The organism is Mesorhizobium sp. B1-1-6, assembly GCF_006443035.1.
GTDB lineage: Bacteria > Pseudomonadota > Alphaproteobacteria > Rhizobiales > Rhizobiaceae > Mesorhizobium.
In genome coordinates, this window is sequence record NZ_VFWR01000007.1 from 13,604 (window position 1) to 33,255 (window position 19,652).

A 19,652-nucleotide genomic window follows, 5' to 3' on the forward strand; every position below is an offset into this window, starting at 1 on the left:
ATTGCGATTTGGCGGATGGAGAACTGTCGGCCGAGGAGGGGAAGTACAGAGCGCGCGACCGGCGGGCGCTTGGACAGCGCATAGCCGGCGACGATGAGCTGCAGGAGGTATATCGTCGTCTGCGCCAGCCCGGCCCCGATGATCCGGCAGAGCCGATCTCCACGGCCGAGATGCGGCGCAAGCGCCTGCTGCTCACCCCGCGGAGACGTACGTCGTCATTGAGTTCAGAACTTGCATTCCGCTTCGTTAAACTACCATTTCGCACTGCTCTTGTTCCGAGCCCCTCATGACGTCGGCGTACCGTTTTGGGTTGAAGTGCAGATAGAGAAACGCTGTGACGGTCACGCAGCCGAGATGCATGATCCATCCGCTGCTGAAGCTCCCGCTCCAGCCATGCAGGAGCGCGGTGGCGAATGGACCAAGCGCGGCGATCAGAAAACCGCCGCCCTGCATCAGCGCAGCCAGCGCGCCCGCCTGCTCCGGGCGCGGCAGATGATCGAGCGCCGTGACCATTGCAAGCGAGAAGCTTCCGCCAAGACCGGCCCCGCATATCCCCACCCACAGAACGGGCGACAGTGCGGGAAAAACCGCAAGTCCGGCAAAGCCCGCCGCCTGCAGCAGCAGCGTCAGCCAGAGCCAGGGACGGCGGTCGATGCCTCGACGCGCCAGGACAGGCAGCACCAGGGCCGAAGCCGCTTGGCAAATGGCCATCACGGCCACAAGATTGCCGCTGGCGGCACTGCTCCATCCTTGCGCCTGGTAGTAGGGCGCAAGCCAGGCGACCATAGAGGAATAGCCGGAGTTGACCAGGCCGAAGGCCGCCATCAGAACCCAGGTCCGTGGGCGGCGAAGCAGAAAACCGGTCAAGGCGCGATCGGGTCTTGAAGCCTTGGCGTCGGATAGGACGCGGAATGCCGCGCACAGCGCAATGGCGGCGGGAGCCGCGAGCCAGGCAAGGGCTGCCCGCCAGTCGTATCCGTTGTTGACGAGCAGGGGCGCCAGACGTGCGCCGAACGCCCCACCGCCCATGATCATGCAGGAATAGAGGCCGGTCACGGCGGGTGTGCTGGTCGGGAACTTTGCCTTGATGATCCCCGGAAACGCGGCCTGGATGAAGGCCACCCCCGCCCCGCAAAGTGCCGCCGTCAGGATCAACGACAGGCCGCCGGGCACGACAAGCCTGAGCAGCGAGCCCGCTGTCAGCACCGTTAGCGCCGCGAGCAGGCCCCGGCGCGTTCCGACGGCCGCCTGGATGCCCGGTGCAACGAACGCACCGAGGCCCATCAGCAGCATCGGCAACAGCGTCAGCATGGCCAGGCTGCCATAGCCCATCCCGGTGTCGGCCACGATATCGGCCAATATCGGTCCCGGCGCCGTCAGAAAGGGACGCAGGTTGATCCCGATTAGCACGACGAGGGCAAGCAGGGTCCATTGCCTGTCGGTTGCAGGCTGCGCGGTCATCGACATTTTCGCGCTGTTCATCTGGCGCCCGCTTGCACCAGCAGGGTTATCATCTGCGCATAGCCGTTCCTGCGCGCGTGCCGCAGCGGCGTCGCCCCGTCCTTGTCGGCGAGATTGACGTTGGCGCCGGCCTCGATCAGCCGCCTCACGATCTCGACATGACGCTGCCCGCCATCGCCGAGGATGATGGCCTCCAGCAACGCGGTCCAGCCGAGCTTGTTGACGTGATCGACATCAATACCGGCATCGATCAGCGCGCCGACGGTGTCGACATGTCCGCGTTCGGCAGCCGGAATGAGCGCGGTACCGCCATAGCGATTGGTGCTCTTCAGGTCGGCGCCGTGCGCAAGCGTCATCTTCAGGATTTCGAGATGCCCGCGCGCGCCGGCGTAGAGATATGGACTATCCTGGATATCGTCCTTGGCGTTGACGTCCGCGCCAGCCTCGATGAGAGTCCTGGCAGCGCTGACCTTGTTGCCGTGGGTCGCGACGAGAAGAGCCGTGCGGCCGTTCTTGTCGCGCGCGTCGATCCGGGCCCCCTCGGAAACAAGCATCTTGATCATGGAGACATCGTCATTTGCCGCAGCCGAGTGAAGCCTTGTCTCATTCATGTTCTGCCCCAACGCTATCAATGGAATGCAGGCGACGATGACGCCCAAAAGTCTGCGCTCGATCATCGGCATCAGCCCCCCGACAGGCCAAGGGTGGAAGCCGGGCAGGTTGCCGCGGCGAGCGAAGCTGTCATGCTCCGCCGAGAGGTGGCGAAAGCATCCTGCCTGGGACGGAGCTCCAGGCCGACGAGCAATTCCGCGAGCCTGACAGCCGCCGACACCCCTTCGACGACCGGGACACGGTGAAGGCTCGCCAGTCGCCTCGCCATGTCGGCCATGCCGGCGCAGCCAAGCACGATGGCGTCGGCACGATCGACCCGCAGCGCCTCCTGGATTTCTTCGCTGATGATCGACAAGGCCGCCTCGCCATTAGCTTCCAGCGCCAGGACGGGAATGCCGCTCGCCCGCACGGTGGCGAATGGCGAAAGGCCGTAGCGAACCAGATTGTCCTCGAGAATGGGAACGGAAACCGGCAAGGTGGTAATCACCGTGAAGCGCCTCGCCACGATGCTGGCGACACGGGCGGCGGCCTCGCCTATGCCGATGACCGGCTTGCGCGTCAGCATCCGCGCGGCGTCGAGTCCGGTATCGTCGAAGCAGGCGATGATATAGGCGTCCACGGCGTCACTGCGCTCGGCCCCTTCGATACGGTCGAGAAGACCTGGGACCGCCTTCGCGCCATCGATCGCGCCTTCGATAGAAGCCGGGCCGCTGTCGTTCTGCATGGCGATGATTTCGGTGCCCGCCTGCGCGGTTAGCCGCGCCGCGACGGCGATGGATCCCGTCATCGACACGGTCGAATTGGGATTGATGATGCCGATGCGTACCATGCGAAAATTCCTATAGCCGCCGTCCGATGGAACGTGCATCGCTGCCGTTCCGCATCGCTGATGGGACTGTCTCGATATTGAAGCCTATTCGATCAGATCCGTGTCGCGGCTGTGCCGCCAGAACCGGTCCGGGGTCCTGAGCAGATCGCGCAGGCCCAGCCGCTCGATCATCAGTTCCGTCTCCCGCTGCGCGGCATCGAGCACGGCATCCTGATCGATATGAACCGGCTTGCGGTCTCGCAACAGCACGCGTCCGCCGACCAGCACGGTGTGGACGTCGTTGCCGTTGGCAAAATAGGTGACACGGAATTCCGGCATGTTGGCCGGGTAGAGATGCGGGCGCCGCAGGTCGACAAGAATGACGTCGGCCTTCTTGCCGGGCTCCAGCGATCCGACCTGATGGTCGAGGCCCAGGACACGCGCGCCGTCGATGGTGCACATCTCCAGGGCCTTGCCCGGCGGAAGCCAGCTCGGATCGTGGAAATGAGTGCGATGATAGTGCATGCATTGCTGCATGTGACGGAACATGTCCGCGGAGCGGTCCGGCGCGGTCGCATCGGAGCCGATGGCCACCACGACGCCAGCGTCGAGAAGTTCCGTGACCGGGCAGCGCGCGAGAATGGCGGCCACGGCGCTCGGATTGTGCACGATGCTCGTGCCGGTTTCGGCGCAGATCGCTATTTCTTCGTCAGTCAGGGCGGTCGCATGCGACAGCAGTGTGCGCGGCCCCAGAATGCCGATCTCCCCGGCGATCTTCACGCTGCCCTTGGTATGACCATCCTGGGTGAAGATCAGGCCGCGCTGTTCGGCGATCTGCCTGACCTTGCGCGATTGCGCGATGGCGTCCCCTGCCCCGGGACCATCGAGATGTTCCTGATGCATGGTCGGCGTCAGCAGGGCGAGATGCAGACGATCCTCGTGGGTGCCGTGCCAGCGGTCGGCCAGCTTTTGCGAGGTGGCAAGCTGCTGGTCGAACGACACCGGATAATCGGTACGGCTGGCGCCCTTCCAACGTGCATAAGTCAGGGGGTGCGGCGGGCGCGTGGTGCCGACGGCGACCACTGAGCGCGTGCCGATGCCAAGCACGCCTTCCATATGGGCGTTGCCATAGGCCGGATCGTCGGTGCGCATGACCGAATCGCCGCCGCCAAGCAAGGACACGCCGGTCGTCACGCCGAAACGCAGGCGTTCCAGCGCGGCAAGCTGCGCCTCCGCATGCCAGAATTCCGGCGTCGAACCCACCGTATAGGCACCTTGGCATGCCCTGTACCAGAGGTCGCTGCGGCCGCCGCCCATCGTCTTGATCAGCCCGTGCCCGGCATGGGCGTGGCTGTCGACGAAGCCTGGCATGACGGCCATGCCGCGGGCGTCGATCGTCTCGCGCGCCGGATGGTCCCGCGCCACGTCTTGCGAAGCGCCGACGGCCACGATGCGGTCTCCCTCGATGGCTACGGCGCCATCGGGCATGATCCGCCGATCGGGATCGACAGCGATGACGGTGCCGTTTCTGATCAGAATGTCTGCCATCACAGGCTCGCTTCTCTTTTTTCGCTGCAAAGGATGCGGTCGAGCGAAGGCGCGAGGCGCAGGAGTTCGCGCGTGTATTCGTGAGTGGGCGCGGAGAACAATGTTTCGGTATCCGCGAGTTCGACGATCTCGCCGCCTTTCATCACGGCGACCCGGTCGCACATCTGCCGTATCACCGCGAGGTCGTGGCTGATGAACAGCATCGACAGCCCGGCAAGATCTCGTAGGTCCTTCAACAGGTTGAGAATTTGCGCCTGCACCGACACGTCGAGCGCCGAGGTCGGCTCGTCGCAGATCAGCAGCGATGGCCGGGGGCCGAGCGCCCTCGCAATCGCGATGCGCTGGCGCTGGCCGCCTGAAAAGGCATGGGCGAACCGAGAGCCGGCCTGCGCCGGCAGGCCCACCGCCTCGAGCAATGTCTCGGCGTCCAGCCGCGCTTCCGCTGCGCTGGAGGCAAGCTTGTAGAACAGGATTGGCTCCGCGATCGCCGAATTGATCCGCAGCCTTGGATTGAGGGCCGAATACGGGTCCTGGAACACCATCTGGAGTGACTGGCGCACGGTCTTGTCGCGACGGGCGGCCAATGCCGTGCCCTGAAACTCTATGGTTCCCGAACTCTGCGTCACGAGACCGGCAATGGTGTTGGCGACCGTGGTCTTGCCGCAACCGGACTCGCCGACAAGCCCGAAGATTTCGCCGCGGCGCACCTCGAAGGAGACGTCCTTCACGGCCTTGAAGACCGATGCCTTGCGGCCCGGGATGAACGAGCGCTGGCCGTATTCCACGCAAAGATTGCGTACCGTCAGCGCGGTTTCGCCGTTGCGCCCCGCAGCGGTGCCGGTGTTCTTGGAGCGCACGGCTTCGCGCGCCTCCAGTGTTGTCTTCGTTTCCTCGCTTGGGACCGGCAAACGGTCAAGGCGAATGTCGATCGGCGGAACAGCGGCGATCAGCGTGCGCGCGTAAGGTGCCTTGGGCGCCGTCAGCACATCGTGTGTCAATCCACTCTCGACCACGCAACCGTTCTGCATGATCGTGACCCGGTCGGCAATTTCCGCAACCACGCCCATATTGTGGGTAACCAGCAGGACGCCGACGCGGCGATCATCGGCAAGTTCGCGGATCAACTTGAGGATTTGCGCTTGCACCGACACGTCGAGCGCCGTCGTCGGCTCGTCGGCGACGATCAGCCTTGGGTCGCAGGCAAGTGCGGTGGCGATGACGACACGCTGGCGTTGGCCGCCCGACAATTGATGCGGATAATTGCCCAGCCGGCGTTCCGGCTCGGGAATGCCAACGGCTCTCATCAATTCGAGCGCGCGGGCCCTGGCTTCGCGGCGCCCGATCTTCAGATGCGCCAGCATGCCTTCGCACAACTGGCTTTCCACGGTGAAAAGCGGGTTCAGGCTTGTCATCGGATCCTGAAAGATCGCGCCGACGTCACGGCCTGGAATGATCCCCTTGGTGCGACCGGTTCGGATGTCGATCGGCTTGCCCGCTATGGTGATGGTGCCGGAAGCAATCCTGCCGGGAGCCTGCAACAAGCCCATCAGCGCATTGCCGACGGTGGTTTTTCCCGCACCGGATTCTCCCACCAGCGCATGTATCTCGCCGGGCCGGATCGTCAGGTCGATGTCGTCGACGGCAGCGAGAATGCTGCCGTTGGCAAGCGGATATTCGACCCGCAGATTCCTGATGTCGAGTGCGTGTGGCGTTGTGTTTTCCATCAGTTCGCCATCAGTTTGGGGTTGAAGCGATCGCGCAGGTAATCGCCGATTATGTTGACTGCCAGAACCAGGACGACTAGCACGACGGCGGGCATAACGGCGATCCACCACAGGCCAGAGAACAGGAACTCGTTGCCGATGCGGATCAGCGTGCCGAGCGAGGGATAGGTGGCCGGCATGCCGGCGCCGAGGAACGACAGGGTCGCCTCGGTCAGGATCGCGCCCGCCAGATTGATGGTGGCGATCACCATGACGGAGCTCATCACGTTGGGCAGGATGTGCCGCATCATGATGCGGCGGGACGGAAGACCGATGACCTTGGCGGCTCGTACATAGTCGCGGGAAATTTCCACCATGCTGGAGGCCCGCACAGTGCGGGCATATTGCACCCATTCGTTGACGGCGATCGCGAAGATCAGGATGACCGGTGCCCAGCTCGAGACCGTATCGGCGCTCAATTGCGCGCGGGCTATGCCGCTGATCAGAAGCGCGACGAGGATCGTCGGAAAGCTCACCAGAACATCGGCGATCCGCATCACGATGCTGTCGATGATACCGCCGAAATAGCCGGCTATCGATCCCAGCGTGACGCCTATGGCAGCGGCCAACAATACCGCCCCGGCGCCGATCAGCATCGATATGCGCAGGCCGAAGAGGATGACCGAGACCAGATCGCGTCCCTGATTGTCGGTGCCCAGCAGGAAGCGCGGATCGCCACCGTCCATGAACACGGGCGGGATTTCCATGTCGATCAGCGAATATGAGGAGACATCGCGCGGATCGATGGGTGCGATCAACGGAGCGAAGATCACCAGCACCAGCATGGTCACCAGGATCAAGCCAGCGATCATGACCGAGATGGGAGGAAGCCTGCGAGACAGAGATACCTGCGTTGCCATCATTTTGTCCTCAGCCGCGGATCGATCAATGCGTAGAGCATGTCGACGACCATGTTGATCACGACGAACAGGAAGCCGACGAACAGCAGATAGGCCGCGAGGACGGGGATGTCCGGATAGCCGACGGCGTTGGTGAAAAGCAGCCCCATGCCCGGCCACTGAAAGACGGTTTCGGTGACAATGGCGAAGGCGATGAGTTGTCCGATCTGCAGCCCGGTGACGGTCACGACCGGCATCAAGGCATTGCGCAGCGCCAGACGGCCGTAGATGTAGCGGCGGGGCAGACCGCGCGCGAAGGCGAAGCGGACATAGTCCGAAGAGAGCACGTCGATCATCTCGGAGCGCACGAGGCGCATGATCAGCGTCAACTGGAACAGCGCCAGTGTGATCGAAGGCAGGATCAGCGATTTGAGGCCGGAGGCCGTCAGGAAGCCTGTCTTCCAGAAGCCGAGATCGACAAGCTCGCCACGCCCCGAGGACGGCAGCCAGCGCAGACTGACGGCGAAGATCAGGATGAGCAGCAGGCCGGTGACGAATGTCGGCATGGATATCCCGACGAGGGTCAGCGACTGGATCAGCCGCGACAGAAAGCCGTTCGGCTTCAGGGCGCAGAGAACCCCCGTCGGGATGCCGATGAACAGCGACAGGAGGGTCGCGACCACGACCAGTTCCAGCGTTGCGGGAAGCCTGGTCAACAGCAGGCTGACGACAGGCTCCTGGTAGCGAAAGCTGGTGCCGAGGTCGCCATGAAGCGCGCGCCCGACGAATTCGAGGAACTGTACGAAAAGTGGCCTGTCGAGTCCGAGAGCGACGCGCAAGGCATCCTTCTCAGCCTGGCTCGCGCCTTCGCGCACCATCGTGGCGACCGGATCGCCGACGAAACGGAACATGATGAAGGCGATGGCGGTTACGGCAACCATCACGAGGATGGCCTGCAACAGCCGCACCGATAGAATCCGGATCATCAGGAAAAACCTTTCAAGAAGCGCGGATCGAGACAGGCGGGGCTTGCGCCACCGCTGGAGCAGCTCGCGATCCACCACGGATAGCAGGCGCTCCAACCGAGTCAGGCGTGTCCGCGAAAGCTCCCTCGCAAGCGCGGGCACGCCTTACCGGCGCATTTTCCTAGTTCATATGCGCGAACCAGGGACGCACATACTCGTCGGGGAATTGCGGCATGTCGACCTTGTCGCTCATCGCCCAGGCGACCGGCTGCTGGTGCAGCGGCAGATAGAGGGCCTCATCATGCGTGATCTTGAAGGCCGCCTTCAGCATATCCACCCGCTTGGCCTCGTCCAGTTCGGTCGATGCCGAACGGGCCAATTCGTCGATCTTGGCGTTGGAAAGCCCGTTGGGGTTGCTGCCGCCATAATTGCCGTCATTGGTCGCCAGCAAGGCTTGCAGCACGCTGTAGCCATCCATCGGCGGTAGCGAGGCCCATCCGAGCATATAGATATCGAGATCGCCCTTATCCATTCGAGGGAAATAGGTCGTCTTGCTTTCGACGTGCACGTCGGCCTCGACGCCGATCTTGGCCCACATCGACGCGATTGCCAGGCAGATCTGTTCGTCGGCGATGTAGCGGTCGTTGGAACAGGCCAGTCCAACCTTGAAGCCGTCGGGATAGCCGGCTTCCGCCAGCATGGATTTCGCCTTCGCGACATCATAGTCCAGCGGTACGTCGATCGACTGATCGTAGCCGGTGACCTGTGGCGCGACCAGCGTGCCGGAGGTGCGCGACTTTCCGCGCATCAAACGCTTCTGGATCGTGTTCAGGTCGACCGCGTGCCAAAGCGCCTGGCGCACTTTCACGTTCAGCAGCGGATTGGGCTTGCCGGGCGCTGCATGAAGCTCCGGCCGGAAGCTGAAGCCGAGAAAGATCTCGCGCAGCGACGGGTTCTCGACAACCTTCAGGCCGGCGGTGTTGGCGACCCGGTCGATGTCCTGCAACGGAACCGGCGCGATCATGTCGAGTTCGCCCGAAAGCAGCGCCGCGACGCGCGTGGCGTTCGAAGCGATCGGGCGGAATTCCACCCCCGTCAGATTGTGCTGCGGCTTGTCCCACCATTCCTTGTTGACGGCGAAGACCGAGCGCGAGTCCGGCTCGTAGCTGACCAGCTTGAACGCGCCGGTGCCATTGGCATGATTGCTGGCGTAGGTGACGACCCCCGTCGAGGCATTGCCGGGCTTGAGGGCATTGTGCTCCTCCATCCATGGCTTGCTCATCATGTAGATGGCGACGAGATCGTTCAGGAGCAGCGGATAGGGTCCGCGCAGGATCAGGTCGACCGTGTAGTCGTCAACCTTCTCGACGCCGGTTACGGCGGAGAGGTTTTCTCGGTTGCGCGCGCCGGGATCGATCTGACGTTGGATGGTGGCGACGACATCATCGGCATTGAAGGGTTGACCTTCGTGGAACTTGACGCCCTGCCGCAGCTTGAAGCGCCAGCGCGTCGGCGAGACGATCTCCCAGGAGGTCGCAAGCGCAGGCTCGATAGCCATTTCCTTGTTGCGGCGCACCAGCCCGTCGAACACCATGTTCTGGACGCTCTGGGTAAAACTGTCGACCTGGGCATTCGGATCGTACGAAATGACGTCGCCGGCCGATGACCAGCGCAGTGTCTGTGCAAGCGAAGGCGCTGTCACCGACATCACCATCGCAAGTCCGGCGAGCAGGACCCTAACGCATTTTCTCATTCTCTTCTCCCATTTGTATACGAAGTTTCCGATATATTGGATACCATTTATCCCCATTGATATCGTACACACATTGTGCACAATATCAAGGCAGGCATGTTCGATTTCGTTTCTCATGTGCAAAACCGCTCAAGTGACCGTTCCGAAAAGGGATTCCGAATGACCCAGGCCTTGCTGATAGAAAACGGTGTCATCGTCACCATGGATGCGGGGCGCCGGATTTTCTCGAGGGGTCATGTCCTGGTGGAGGATGGCCGGATCGTCACCGCCGGCGACGGCGCGGCCCCCGCCACAGATCAGAAGGTGGCGCGCATCGATGCTTCGGGAATGGTTGTCATGCCGGGTCTCGTCGACACGCACGCGCATGCGGGTCACATGCTGACCAAAGGCCTGGGAGACGATTCCGAAGCCTGGATGACTATCGCGGGGCGTATCTATGCAGAGGCGTCGGATACGGAATTCTGGGCAGCCGAGGCCACATTGTCGGCCCTTGAGCGCATAAAATGCGGAACGACCACCGCTGCCCTGCTGTTTGGCGGCGGGCCGGACATCATGCGCACCGAGGCGCCGGGGGCAGCACGGGCACATCTTGCCGCCATCGCCGAAATGGGAGTGCGCGAGATACTCGCCGTCGGGCCGAACCGGCCGACCTCGTCCCATGTCTATCGGGACCACGCATACGTTCCGTCTGTCGAAATCACCATTTCGCCGGAAACCCAGTTGGCAGTGTGCGCGGAAATCATCGATGATTGGGCTGGTCGCGATGGCCGGGTGCGGATTGCGGTCTCTCTCCCGGTGTTCACTCGGCGCGAACTTGACGAACAAACGGTATACAATCTGTCCCGCAATGCTCGCGACCTTGCTCGCGCAAAAAACGTGCTGTTCATCCAGGATGGCCATCGCGACGGTTCCATCGCCGCCAATGCGGAACGGCTCGATCTGTTCGACGAGCATTCGCTGCTGGCGCACTGCATCGAACTGACCGAGGCAGACATCGCCGCGCTGAAACGCAGCCACGCCAAGGTGGCGCATAATCCAAGTGCTCTGATGTCGGTCTCGGGCCGTTGTCCGGCGACGGAACTGATGGAAAGGGGTGTCACCGTGTCGCTCGGCACCGACGCGGCGGCGCCCGATCGCTCTTTCGACATGTTCCGCAACATGTTCCAGGCGCACCGCTATCATGCCCGGCACTTCAGGAACGATGCGGTCCTGCCGCCGATGCAATTGCTGGAGATGGCGACCATCGAGGGCGCGCGTGCCCTGTCGATGGAGAACGAAATCGGCTCGCTGGACCCGGGCAAGCGCGCCGACATCATCCTGGTCAACATGCGCCAGCCGCATCTGTGGCCGCCGGCACACCCCGCGCAGCGGCTGGCACGCTTCGCCAACGGCGCGGATGTTGACACGACGATCGTCGACGGGCGTGTCCTCATGCGCGGACGCCGCCTCGTCGATCACGATGAAGACGCCATTCTGGATCGCGCCGAAGGAGCCTTCCATCTGATGATGAAACGCGCCGGGCTGGCATAGGCCGAGTTCCGGGGCGCAAACAGGGAGACCCAGATGACCGAAGACCTTCTCATTCGCAATGTCAGGCCCTTGGGCGGCGCTGTCACGGACCTCTACATTCGCGACGGTCGGTTCGCGCACGCAACCAGCGGGAAAGCGGCGCATGAAATCGACGGGCTTGGACAGGTTGCCCTGCCCGGCCTGGTCGAGGCGCACACGCATCTCGATAAGACGCTTGTCGGCATGGACTGGTTTCAGAACCGTGTGGGACCCACGCGCAACGACAGGATCCTGGCCGACAGGAAGGCCAAGCGGGAACTCGGCATCGATGCGCGCAGGCAATCGGCGCGTCAGATCGTGCAGACGCTGGCTTTCGGCGTGACGCATATCCGCAGCCATGTCGATGTGGATACGGAAATCGGCATTACCAACATCGAGGGTGTCGTTGCAACGCGCGAAGCCTTCAAGGGATTGGTCGACGTGCAGGTCGTCGCCTTCCCGCAAAGCGGCATGCTGGGACGCGAAGGCACGCAGGCGCTGATGGAGGACGCATTGAAGGCGGGGGCCGATATTGTCGGCGGCATCGACCCGGCAACGATCGAGCGGGATCCGGTTCGCCACCTGGACGCAATCTTCGCGCTCGCGGATCGATACGGCAAGCCGGTCGACATTCATCTGCACGAACCGGGAGAATTGGGCGCCTTCTGCCTTGAGCTGATCGTCGAACGGACCAAGGCGCTCTCCCTTCAGGGCCGCGTCATGGTGAGCCATGCCTATTGTCTCGGCATGCTGGACACGCATAGGCAGCACACGTTGATCGACGCGCTGGCGGCTGAAGACATCGCCGTCATGACGGTCGGCAGCCCATCCGCGCCGGCGGTTCCGCTGCGCATGATGCGCCAGTCCGGCCTCGTCGTGGCATCCGGTTCCGACGGCATCCAGGGCACCTGGGAGCCATGGGGCAATGGCGACATGCTGGAGCGGGCCAAATATCTTGCGCAGCGCAACGGCATGACCAACGATGCCGATCTGGAAGAGACGGCGCGCGTTTGCACCTTTGGCGGCGCGCAAGGTATCGGCCTGACGGATTATGGGCTTTCGCCCGGTTGCCACGGCGATGTCGTGCTGGTTTGCGCGCGGACCCTGGCGGAAGCCGTGGCCCTGACCCCACGGAAGCGCACGGTCATCCGCGGCGGCCGCGTGCTCGTGCGTGACGGTGCGCTGGCCGGAGATCTGCCCGATGTCGCATAGTCGTCGGACGAACCAGCGTGACGACGGACCTGTCCTGCTCACCGCGCGATGGGTTGTCGGCCACCGGGACGGGCGCCATGTCCTTCTGGAGAATGGCGAGGTCGTCCATGAGAACGGCAGGATCGTCTTCGTCGGCCATCGCTACGGCGGGCCTGTAAAGCGGCGGATCGATCATGGCAGGGCGCTGATCGGCCCGGGTTTCATCGATCTGGATGCGCTTTCGGACCTGGATACGGGCGTGCTCGGCCTCGATCATCAACCCGGCTGGAAGAAGGGCCGCGTCTGGCCGCGCGACTATGTGGAAGCCGGGCCGGTCGAAATGCTGGCGCGCGAGGAGCTGGCGTTTCAAAAACACTATGCCTTCGCGCAACTCATCCGCAACGGCATCACTACTGCATTGCCGATCGCATCGCTGTTTTATCGTGCATGGAACGAGACATCGGACGAATTCGCATCCGCCGCCGAAAGCGCCGCAGAGTTGGGCCTTCGCGTCTATCTCGGGCCTGCCTTTCGCGCCGGCCATTCCGTCATCGAGGTGGATGGCGGCATCGTCGTCGAGGTGGACGAAGAGCGCGGCGCGGAGGGTCTGGACGATGCCGTTGCCTTTTGCCTGGAGCACGAAGGACGCTTCGGCGGATTGGTGCGAACCATGCTTGCACCGGACCGTGTCGAGTTCTGGACCGCCGACCTGTTGCGCAGGACCGCCAATGCCGCGCGAGACCTCGGCGTGCCGGTCCGTCTGCATTGCTGCCAGTCTTCATTCGAGATCGAGACAGTGCGTCGCCGGTTCGGCACGACATCCGCCCGCTGGCTCCAGGACATCCGCTTTCTCAGCGAAAGAGCGTTGTTGCCGCATGGCACCCACGCCGACGGCGATGATCTCGAAATCATCGCCGGTTCGGGTGCCACATTGGTGCATTGCCCGCTGGTGATGGCGCGGCATGGCGCGGCGCTCGACAATTTCGCCCGCCTTCGCGGCCAGGGTCTGCGCATCGGCATGGGCACGGACACCTGGCCACCCGACATGGTGCAGAACATGCAGGTCGGCCTGATGCTCGGCCGCGTCATGGCGGGCAATCTGGAGACGCCGAAATCAGCCGATCTCTATGACGCGGCAACGATTGGCGGCGCCGACGCGCTCGGCCGGTCGGACCTGGGACGTTTGCAGGCGGGAGCAGCCGCCGACATCGTCGTGTTCGACCTGTCCGGCAACCATCTGGGACAGGTCCTCGATCCGATCGCCTGCCTGACGACGTCCGCAAGCGGACGCGATGTGCACACGGTCATCATTGACGGGCGCACCGTGATGAGCGCCCGAACCATTCCGGGTTTCGATCTCGATGCAGCCCACCAGCGCGCACAGGCCCAGTTCGAACGGCTTGTCCAGCGTTATCCGCAACGCACCTGGCGACATCCGACGGTCGCCGAGATTTTCCCTCCCAGCTATCGGATGTTCATGGCATGAGGGCTCCAGAAACGACACACAACGATTGGAATAAACCTTGATGGCACGCGAGCCGACGGCATTGGCCCTCGACGCCGGGCCGTTTGCATCTCTAAACTCCGGCTTTGCGGATGCTTTTCTTCTTGTGTGCTTGGATATGAATTTTCAGGATCGGTCATGACAATCAACATTCGCAATAAAAATCCGAAATCCGCCGTATCCAAGTCCGACGCGGTCTATCGCACGTTGAAGCGCGTCATACTCGACCAGGCGCTGACTGCGGGAACAAAGCTGCCTGAGGATTCGATCGGCGAGCGGCTGGGCGTCAGCCGCACCATTGTCAGGCAGGCGCTGGCAAGACTGAACGGCGAAGGCCTGGTCGAATTGCGCCCGCACAAGGGCGCCTGCGTCGCGCAGCCGAGCCTGGAGGAAGGCCACAATATATTCGAGGTGCGGCGGGCGCTTGAAGCGCTGGTGGTCGACACGCTGATCGGCAAGCTGACGCCGCAAAAGATCAAACAGCTCGAAGCTCATGTCGACGCGGAAGAGATGGCCAAAGCCAACAATGCCGCGTCGTCGATTCAGTTGGCCGGCGAATTTCATGTGCTGCTTGCCTCGCTGACCGGAAACGAACTGTTGCTGCGCTATGTCACGGAACTCGTTTCGCGTTCATCGCTCATCCTGTCGCTCTACGGGCGGCCGCATTCGTCCGACTGTGCCGTATCCGAGCATCACGAGATCATTGCCGCCCTGGCCGCGGCCGACCGGAACAAGGCTGCTGCCTTGATGGATCATCATATTGATGCAATCACCACACGTGCACTGCTGAAAGCGAAACCCGAAAATGACTTTCCGGACCTTCTTGCTGCCTATGCGCGGGAGGAAGGGCTATGATTTATTGGATGAATGCCGAAGAGACGAGGAGTGACCCGAAAATGATCAGGACGAAGGTGATGTCAGGTTAAATCCGCCTCCTTATGCGGTCGTGGCGACCAGCACTTCGGTCGGCTGGAACTTCAACACATCGATCAGTCCGATGTCGGAGATGCGCAATTCCGGGATGACGACAAGCGCCAGCAGAGAGTGCTGCATATAGGCATTATTGAGGGCGCATCCGCAGGCAAGCATCGCCGCGATCAGGCCATTGGCTTCTTCTGCCACGATTTCGGCGCGCTGGTCAGACATCAGTCCGGCGATCGGCAGCTTGACAAGCGCAAGTTCGCGTCCTTCGCTGAACAGCACGACGCCGCCGCCGACCTGTCCCAGCCGATTCGCCGCCAGCGCCATGTCGTCCTTGTCGGTACCCACCACGATCATGTGATGACTGTCATGGGCGACGGTGCTGGCGATGGCGCATGGTTTGTCGTAACCGAAGCCGGAAACAAACGCGTTGATGACCTTTCCCGTGCCGTGATGCCGTTCCACCAGCGCGATCTGGCAGACGTCACCGGTCCGATCCATCTGAACGATACCATTCAAGACGCCGAGCGAAGCCTCCAGGGCACGGGTCGGTGCCTGGTTCTCGAGCACGCCGATGACCCGCGCCATGACCTGGTTCGCACCCTCGGGCGCCACGATGTCGAAGTCCGCCGCTGAGAGCTTCTTGCCCAAGCGAACCGTGTTCTTGGTCGAGGCGGGATAGTCGTAGGGCGTGATGTCGGCGACGAGCTTGCCGTCGTTCGACACCACACAGCCGCGTGCGATGACGGTTTCGACCGGGAGTTCGGTGAGATCGGAGGTCAAAACCAGGTCGGCGCGCCGCCCGGGCGTTATCGAGCCAAGCTCACGCTCCATGCCGAAATGCTGAGCAGTATTCAGGGTGGCCATCTGAATCGCGGTGATCGGCTTTAATCCCTGGGCGATGGCATGGCGCACAACGCGGTTCATATGGCCGTCATTGACTAGTGTGCCGGAATGGCTGTCGTCGGTACACAGCACGAAATTGCGCGAGTCCAGGCTGAGCTCGGTCAGCGCCTTGATCTGCGCGGCGACGTCGTACCAGGCGGAGCCAAGCCGTAACATGGCGCGCATGCCCTGGCGCACCCGCGCAACGCAGTCCGCCAGGCTGGTGCCTTCGTGATCGTCGGACGGACCGGCGGCGACATAGGCATGGAAGGGCAGACCGAGATCCTTCGAGGCATAGTGGCCGCCCACCGTCTTGCCTGCCGCCTGAGTGGCAGCGATCTCGGCCAGCATGTCGCCATTTCCGGCGACCACCCCAGGAAAGTTCATCATCTCGCCGAGGCCGACGATGTTCGGCCACGACATCGCCTCACGCACGTCGGCGGGACCGAGGCTGGCACCCGCGTTCTCGAGGCCCGGAGCGCTCGGCACGCAGCTCGGCATTTGCACGAACACATTGATCGGCAGTCCGGCAGCCTCGTCGTGCATCAGCTTGACGCCCGGCATGCCCAGGACGTTGGCGATCTCGTGCGGGTCGATGAACATCGAGGTGGTGCCATGCGGGATGACCGCACGCGCGAACTCGGTAACGGTGACCATGCCGCTCTCGACATGCATATGCGCATCGCACAGCCCCGGCAGCGCGTAGCGGCCCTCTCCGTCGATAATCTGCGTCTCGGGGCCCACGGCATGGTCGGCATTCGGGCCGATGAAGGCGAAGCGGCCGACCGCGATGGCAATGTCCGTCGCGGGGATGATCTCGCACGAATGGACATTCACCCAGCGCACGTTCCGGACCACCATGTCGGCCGGCGTGCGTCCCATGGCGACATCAACCAACTGCGGCGCGCATTCGAACCAGCTCTTGATCATCTGTTGTTTTCTCCCCCAGCGCGCGCGCCCGCAAAGGGCCGCACGACCTCGACGCAATATCTTGGCGAACTGTAAGCGGCGCGCTGGCGGTAATAGTCCAGGCAGAAATCAAGGAAGGCGGCGAACTTACGCGACACATACCGGCGTCGCATGTAGAGCAGATTGATTGGAACCAGTGGCGAGCGCCATTGCGGGAGCACCGGCACCAGATCGCCGTTCTTGCACTCGATCTCGGTGAAGAAGGCTGGCAGATAGACGATGCCCTCGCCGGCTACGGCGAAGTATTTCAGCATCCAGTAGTCGTTCGCCATGCACTGCGCGGTCGGCATGAAGTCGACCGTTTCCGCGCCGCGCTCGAGATGCCAGGATTGCACGCCGCTCGGGCGGCGGAAGGCGACGGCCCCATGGCCCGCCAAGTCTGCGGGCGTCGACGGTTCCCCGAATTGCTCAATGTAGCGCGGGCTGGCGTAGAGACAGAAGGAAGCCTCCCCGAGCTTGCGAGCGATGTAGTCTGAGTTCGCCGGCTCGCCCCAATGGAATATGCCGTCGAAAGGCTGGTGCTTTTCGGGCGCCAGGAAATATCCGAGCGAAAGGAAGATCACGTCGACATTCACCTGCGGATACTGTTGGCGGAAGGCGAACAGCAGTTCCGAGGTGAAGGAAGTGCCGAACTCGCCGGTCGAGCCGATCGTCAGCGTGCCGGCGATATCGTGGCCCGCCTCGGCGATCGCCGCTTTGGCTCCTTCGCAACTTTCCTTGATGCGTTGCGCATGGTCGAGGAACTCGGCCCCGGCATCGCTCAAATGCAGTTCCCGACCGTCGCGCACAAACAGTGCGACACCGAGCGAATCCTCCAACGCGCGCACTTTGTGACTGAGGCTGGACTTGGGCAGTCCATACAGTTTCGCGGCGTGCGAGAGCGACTGCGCCTCCGCCACTTTGATAAAATAATCGATCGCTTCAAAATCCATCGATCGTCCAAGAATTTGAACGGTGCGTCCAGAACTAGCCGGAAACTGCCATTTGCATGGACGACCCTAATACGACAGGATCAGAGCGCGCAAGGTGGGATTTTTGGCGCAGAGAAGCTTGGTCCCAAGCCCGAGCGAGGCCACACGAGCGGAGATGAATTTGTCCGACATACGCGAATTCATCCGTGCTGGTCGCGCCGAGCATAAATCGACTCTCATCGTCACCGGCGGCACACTAGTCAACGTCGCTTCGGGTGAGATCTATCCGGCCGACGTCGCCGTCTACAAGGATCGCATCGTCGCTGTCGGAGACGTCTCGGAGTACCGCGGCCCCGAGACCGAGATGATCGATGCTACTGGTTATTTCCTCTGCCCTGGCCTGATAGACGGCCACCTCCACGTTGAATGTTCCAAGATGTCGGTAACTAGCTTCGCCAAGGCGGTGGTGCCGCTCGGCACCACTTCGATTGTGTCGGGCCTCGACCAGATCCTCGTGGTGTCCGGCCTGGAAGGCGCCCGCGAATTCCTCGACGAGGCCAAGGCAACCCCTCTCAAGATCTTCTGGGGCGCACCATGCAAGACGCCCTACACACTGCCTCGCTCCAACGTCGGCTATTATTTCGGACCGGACGATCACCGCGCCACCCATTCCTGGCCGGAATGCATCGGCATATGGGAGACGGTGCGCGAGTTCGTCGACACGATGGATGAGCACGTTCTGCAGGCGGTCGAGATCGCCGAAAAGAGCCGTCTGCCGATTCTCGGCTGCTCGCCGATGTGTCGCGGCAATCGATTGAACAGCTACCTGCAGGCCGGAGTGCGCTCCGACCACGAGAGCTACACGGCGGACGAGATGCTGGAGAAGCTGCGCAAAGGCATGCATGTCGTCATTCGCGAATCTTCGATCTCCCATTTTCTCGAAGAGAACCTGCGGATGGTCACCGAGATGGGAATAGCCGCGACGAGCCGGGTCAGCTTCTGCACCGATGACGTGGTCGCCTCGGATATCCTGGCCCGCGGCCACCTCGACAACATGATCCGCATGGCGGTCGCGATGGGAGTTCCGCCGCTCACCGCCATCCAGATGGCGACCATCAACGGCGCCGAGGCGCTGCGCATCGGCCAGAAGGTCGGCTCGATCTCGCCCGGGCTCGCCGCCGATATCCTGCTGGTCAAGGATATCGCGGATTTCCATGTCTCAGGTGTCATCGCGAAGGGCAAGCTGGCCGCCCGCGACGGCAAGCTCGTGGACGATCTTGCGCCGCCTGCCCGCAGCGCCGTTGTCACCAACACATTCAAGGTAGCGCCGGTTTCACAGAAAGACCTATTGGTGCGCGCGCCCGGAGCGGGCGACAAGGCGGCCGTGCTGGCGATCGCCGTTACGCCCGAGAGAATATTCGTACGCACGCGACGTGATGTCGTGCTCCCGGTCCGCGACGGCTATATAGACGCGGATCCATCACAGGACGTGCAGTATCTCACCGTCGTCGAACGCTACGGCCGCACTTCCCATCGGCCGGTCGCGTTCGCTTCAGGCTTCGGACTGCGCTCCGGCGCACTCGCCACTTCGACGGCGCCTGATGATAACAACATCGTTTGTGTGGGCACCAATCCCCACGACATGTCGTTGGCAATCAACCACATTATCGAGAACAATGGCGGCCAGGCGGTGGCGGACGGCGGTCGGATCGTGTCATTCCTGCCCCTGCCGATCGGCGGAATCGTATCGGACATTGATCCTCCAGAGATGGCGAAGAAAGAGCAGGAGCTCGACGCCGCCGCGCGCGCGCTCGGCTGTAGGCTGCCATGGCCTTTCATGTACATGTTCGTGCTGCAGATCACCGCGATACCCGATTTCGCGATAACCGATCTCGGCCTGATCGATTGCATAAACCTGACGGTGGTCGATCCGTTAAGCCGGCCTCATGACTGGGAACGCTAGAAAAGGGAGGG

General features: G+C 62.6%; 15 protein-coding genes. 5 read left to right on the plus strand and 10 right to left on the minus strand.

Going from position 1 to position 19,652, the window contains the following annotated elements; genetic code table 11:
- Window positions 1-246: 246 nt before the first annotated feature.
- From FJ979_RS15185 to FJ979_RS15220, 8 genes are all read right to left on the minus strand, one after another.
- Window positions 247-1,482 (minus strand): cyanate transporter, encoded by a 1,236-nt coding sequence (locus FJ979_RS15185; RefSeq protein ID WP_246679313.1) that lies wholly within the window; start codon window positions 1,480-1,482, stop codon window positions 247-249.
- A complete protein-coding gene (locus tag FJ979_RS15190) occupies window positions 1,479-2,138 on the minus strand; it encodes an ankyrin repeat domain-containing protein (protein ID WP_140581935.1) in 660 nt (219 codons plus the stop codon). The genes FJ979_RS15185 and FJ979_RS15190 overlap by 4 nt, the downstream gene beginning before the upstream one ends.
- Before the next feature lie 5 nt (window positions 2,139-2,143).
- Window positions 2,144-2,902 (minus strand): aspartate/glutamate racemase family protein, encoded by a 759-nt coding sequence (locus FJ979_RS15195; RefSeq protein ID WP_140581938.1) that lies wholly within the window; start codon window positions 2,900-2,902, stop codon window positions 2,144-2,146.
- Window positions 2,903-2,986: 84 nt separating this feature from the next.
- Window positions 2,987-4,429, minus strand: a complete 1,443-nt coding sequence (locus tag FJ979_RS15200; protein ID WP_140581940.1) for an amidohydrolase family protein — start codon at window positions 4,427-4,429, stop codon at window positions 2,987-2,989.
- Window positions 4,429-6,153 (minus strand): ABC transporter ATP-binding protein, encoded by a 1,725-nt coding sequence (locus FJ979_RS15205; protein ID WP_140581943.1) that lies wholly within the window; start codon window positions 6,151-6,153, stop codon window positions 4,429-4,431. The genes FJ979_RS15200 and FJ979_RS15205 overlap by 1 nt, the downstream gene beginning before the upstream one ends.
- Window positions 6,153-7,052 carry an ABC transporter permease gene (locus FJ979_RS15210; RefSeq protein ID WP_140518197.1) on the minus strand — a complete coding sequence of 300 codons (900 nt, stop codon included), beginning with the start codon at window positions 7,050-7,052 and terminating at the stop codon, window positions 6,153-6,155. The genes FJ979_RS15205 and FJ979_RS15210 overlap by 1 nt, the downstream gene beginning before the upstream one ends.
- Window positions 7,052-8,017 (minus strand): ABC transporter permease, encoded by a 966-nt coding sequence (locus FJ979_RS15215; RefSeq protein ID WP_140500709.1) that lies wholly within the window; start codon window positions 8,015-8,017, stop codon window positions 7,052-7,054. Before FJ979_RS15215 ends, FJ979_RS15210 begins: the two co-directional genes overlap by 1 nt.
- 160 nt (window positions 8,018-8,177) lie before the next feature.
- A complete protein-coding gene (locus tag FJ979_RS15220; RefSeq protein ID WP_140581946.1) occupies window positions 8,178-9,749 on the minus strand; it encodes an ABC transporter substrate-binding protein in 1,572 nt (523 codons plus the stop codon).
- 159 nt (window positions 9,750-9,908) lie between these two features.
- On the opposite strand from FJ979_RS15220, the gene FJ979_RS15225 reads away from it, so the two are divergent.
- From FJ979_RS15225 to FJ979_RS15240, 4 genes are all read left to right on the plus strand, one after another.
- Window positions 9,909-11,279 carry an amidohydrolase family protein gene (locus FJ979_RS15225; protein WP_140581949.1) on the plus strand — a complete coding sequence of 457 codons (1,371 nt, stop codon included), beginning with the start codon at window positions 9,909-9,911 and terminating at the stop codon, window positions 11,277-11,279.
- Window positions 11,280-11,312: 33 nt separating this feature from the next.
- On the plus strand, window positions 11,313-12,509 hold the full coding sequence (locus tag FJ979_RS15230; protein WP_140500712.1) for an amidohydrolase: 1,197 nt from the start codon (window positions 11,313-11,315) through the stop codon (window positions 12,507-12,509).
- Window positions 12,499-13,974, plus strand: coding sequence for an amidohydrolase family protein (locus FJ979_RS15235; protein ID WP_140581951.1), 1,476 nt, complete (start codon window positions 12,499-12,501; stop codon window positions 13,972-13,974). The genes FJ979_RS15230 and FJ979_RS15235 overlap by 11 nt, the downstream gene beginning before the upstream one ends.
- Before the next feature lie 156 nt (window positions 13,975-14,130).
- Window positions 14,131-14,847 (plus strand): GntR family transcriptional regulator, encoded by a 717-nt coding sequence (locus tag FJ979_RS15240; protein ID WP_140500714.1) that lies wholly within the window; start codon window positions 14,131-14,133, stop codon window positions 14,845-14,847.
- Window positions 14,848-14,928: 81 nt separating this feature from the next.
- Here the strand turns inward: FJ979_RS15240 and ade are convergent, their stop codons facing one another.
- Complete coding sequence (gene ade, locus FJ979_RS15245) at window positions 14,929-16,728, minus strand: adenine deaminase (protein WP_140581954.1); 1,800 nt, start codon at window positions 16,726-16,728, stop codon at window positions 14,929-14,931.
- Window positions 16,725-17,699 (minus strand): LysR family transcriptional regulator, encoded by a 975-nt coding sequence (locus FJ979_RS15250; RefSeq protein WP_140500716.1) that lies wholly within the window; start codon window positions 17,697-17,699, stop codon window positions 16,725-16,727. The genes ade and FJ979_RS15250 overlap by 4 nt, the downstream gene beginning before the upstream one ends.
- A gap of 160 nt (window positions 17,700-17,859) precedes the next feature.
- Between FJ979_RS15250 and FJ979_RS15255 the strand changes: the two genes are divergently transcribed.
- Complete coding sequence (locus FJ979_RS15255) at window positions 17,860-19,641, plus strand: adenine deaminase (RefSeq protein WP_140518203.1); 1,782 nt, start codon at window positions 17,860-17,862, stop codon at window positions 19,639-19,641.
- Window positions 19,642-19,652 lie beyond the last annotated feature (11 nt).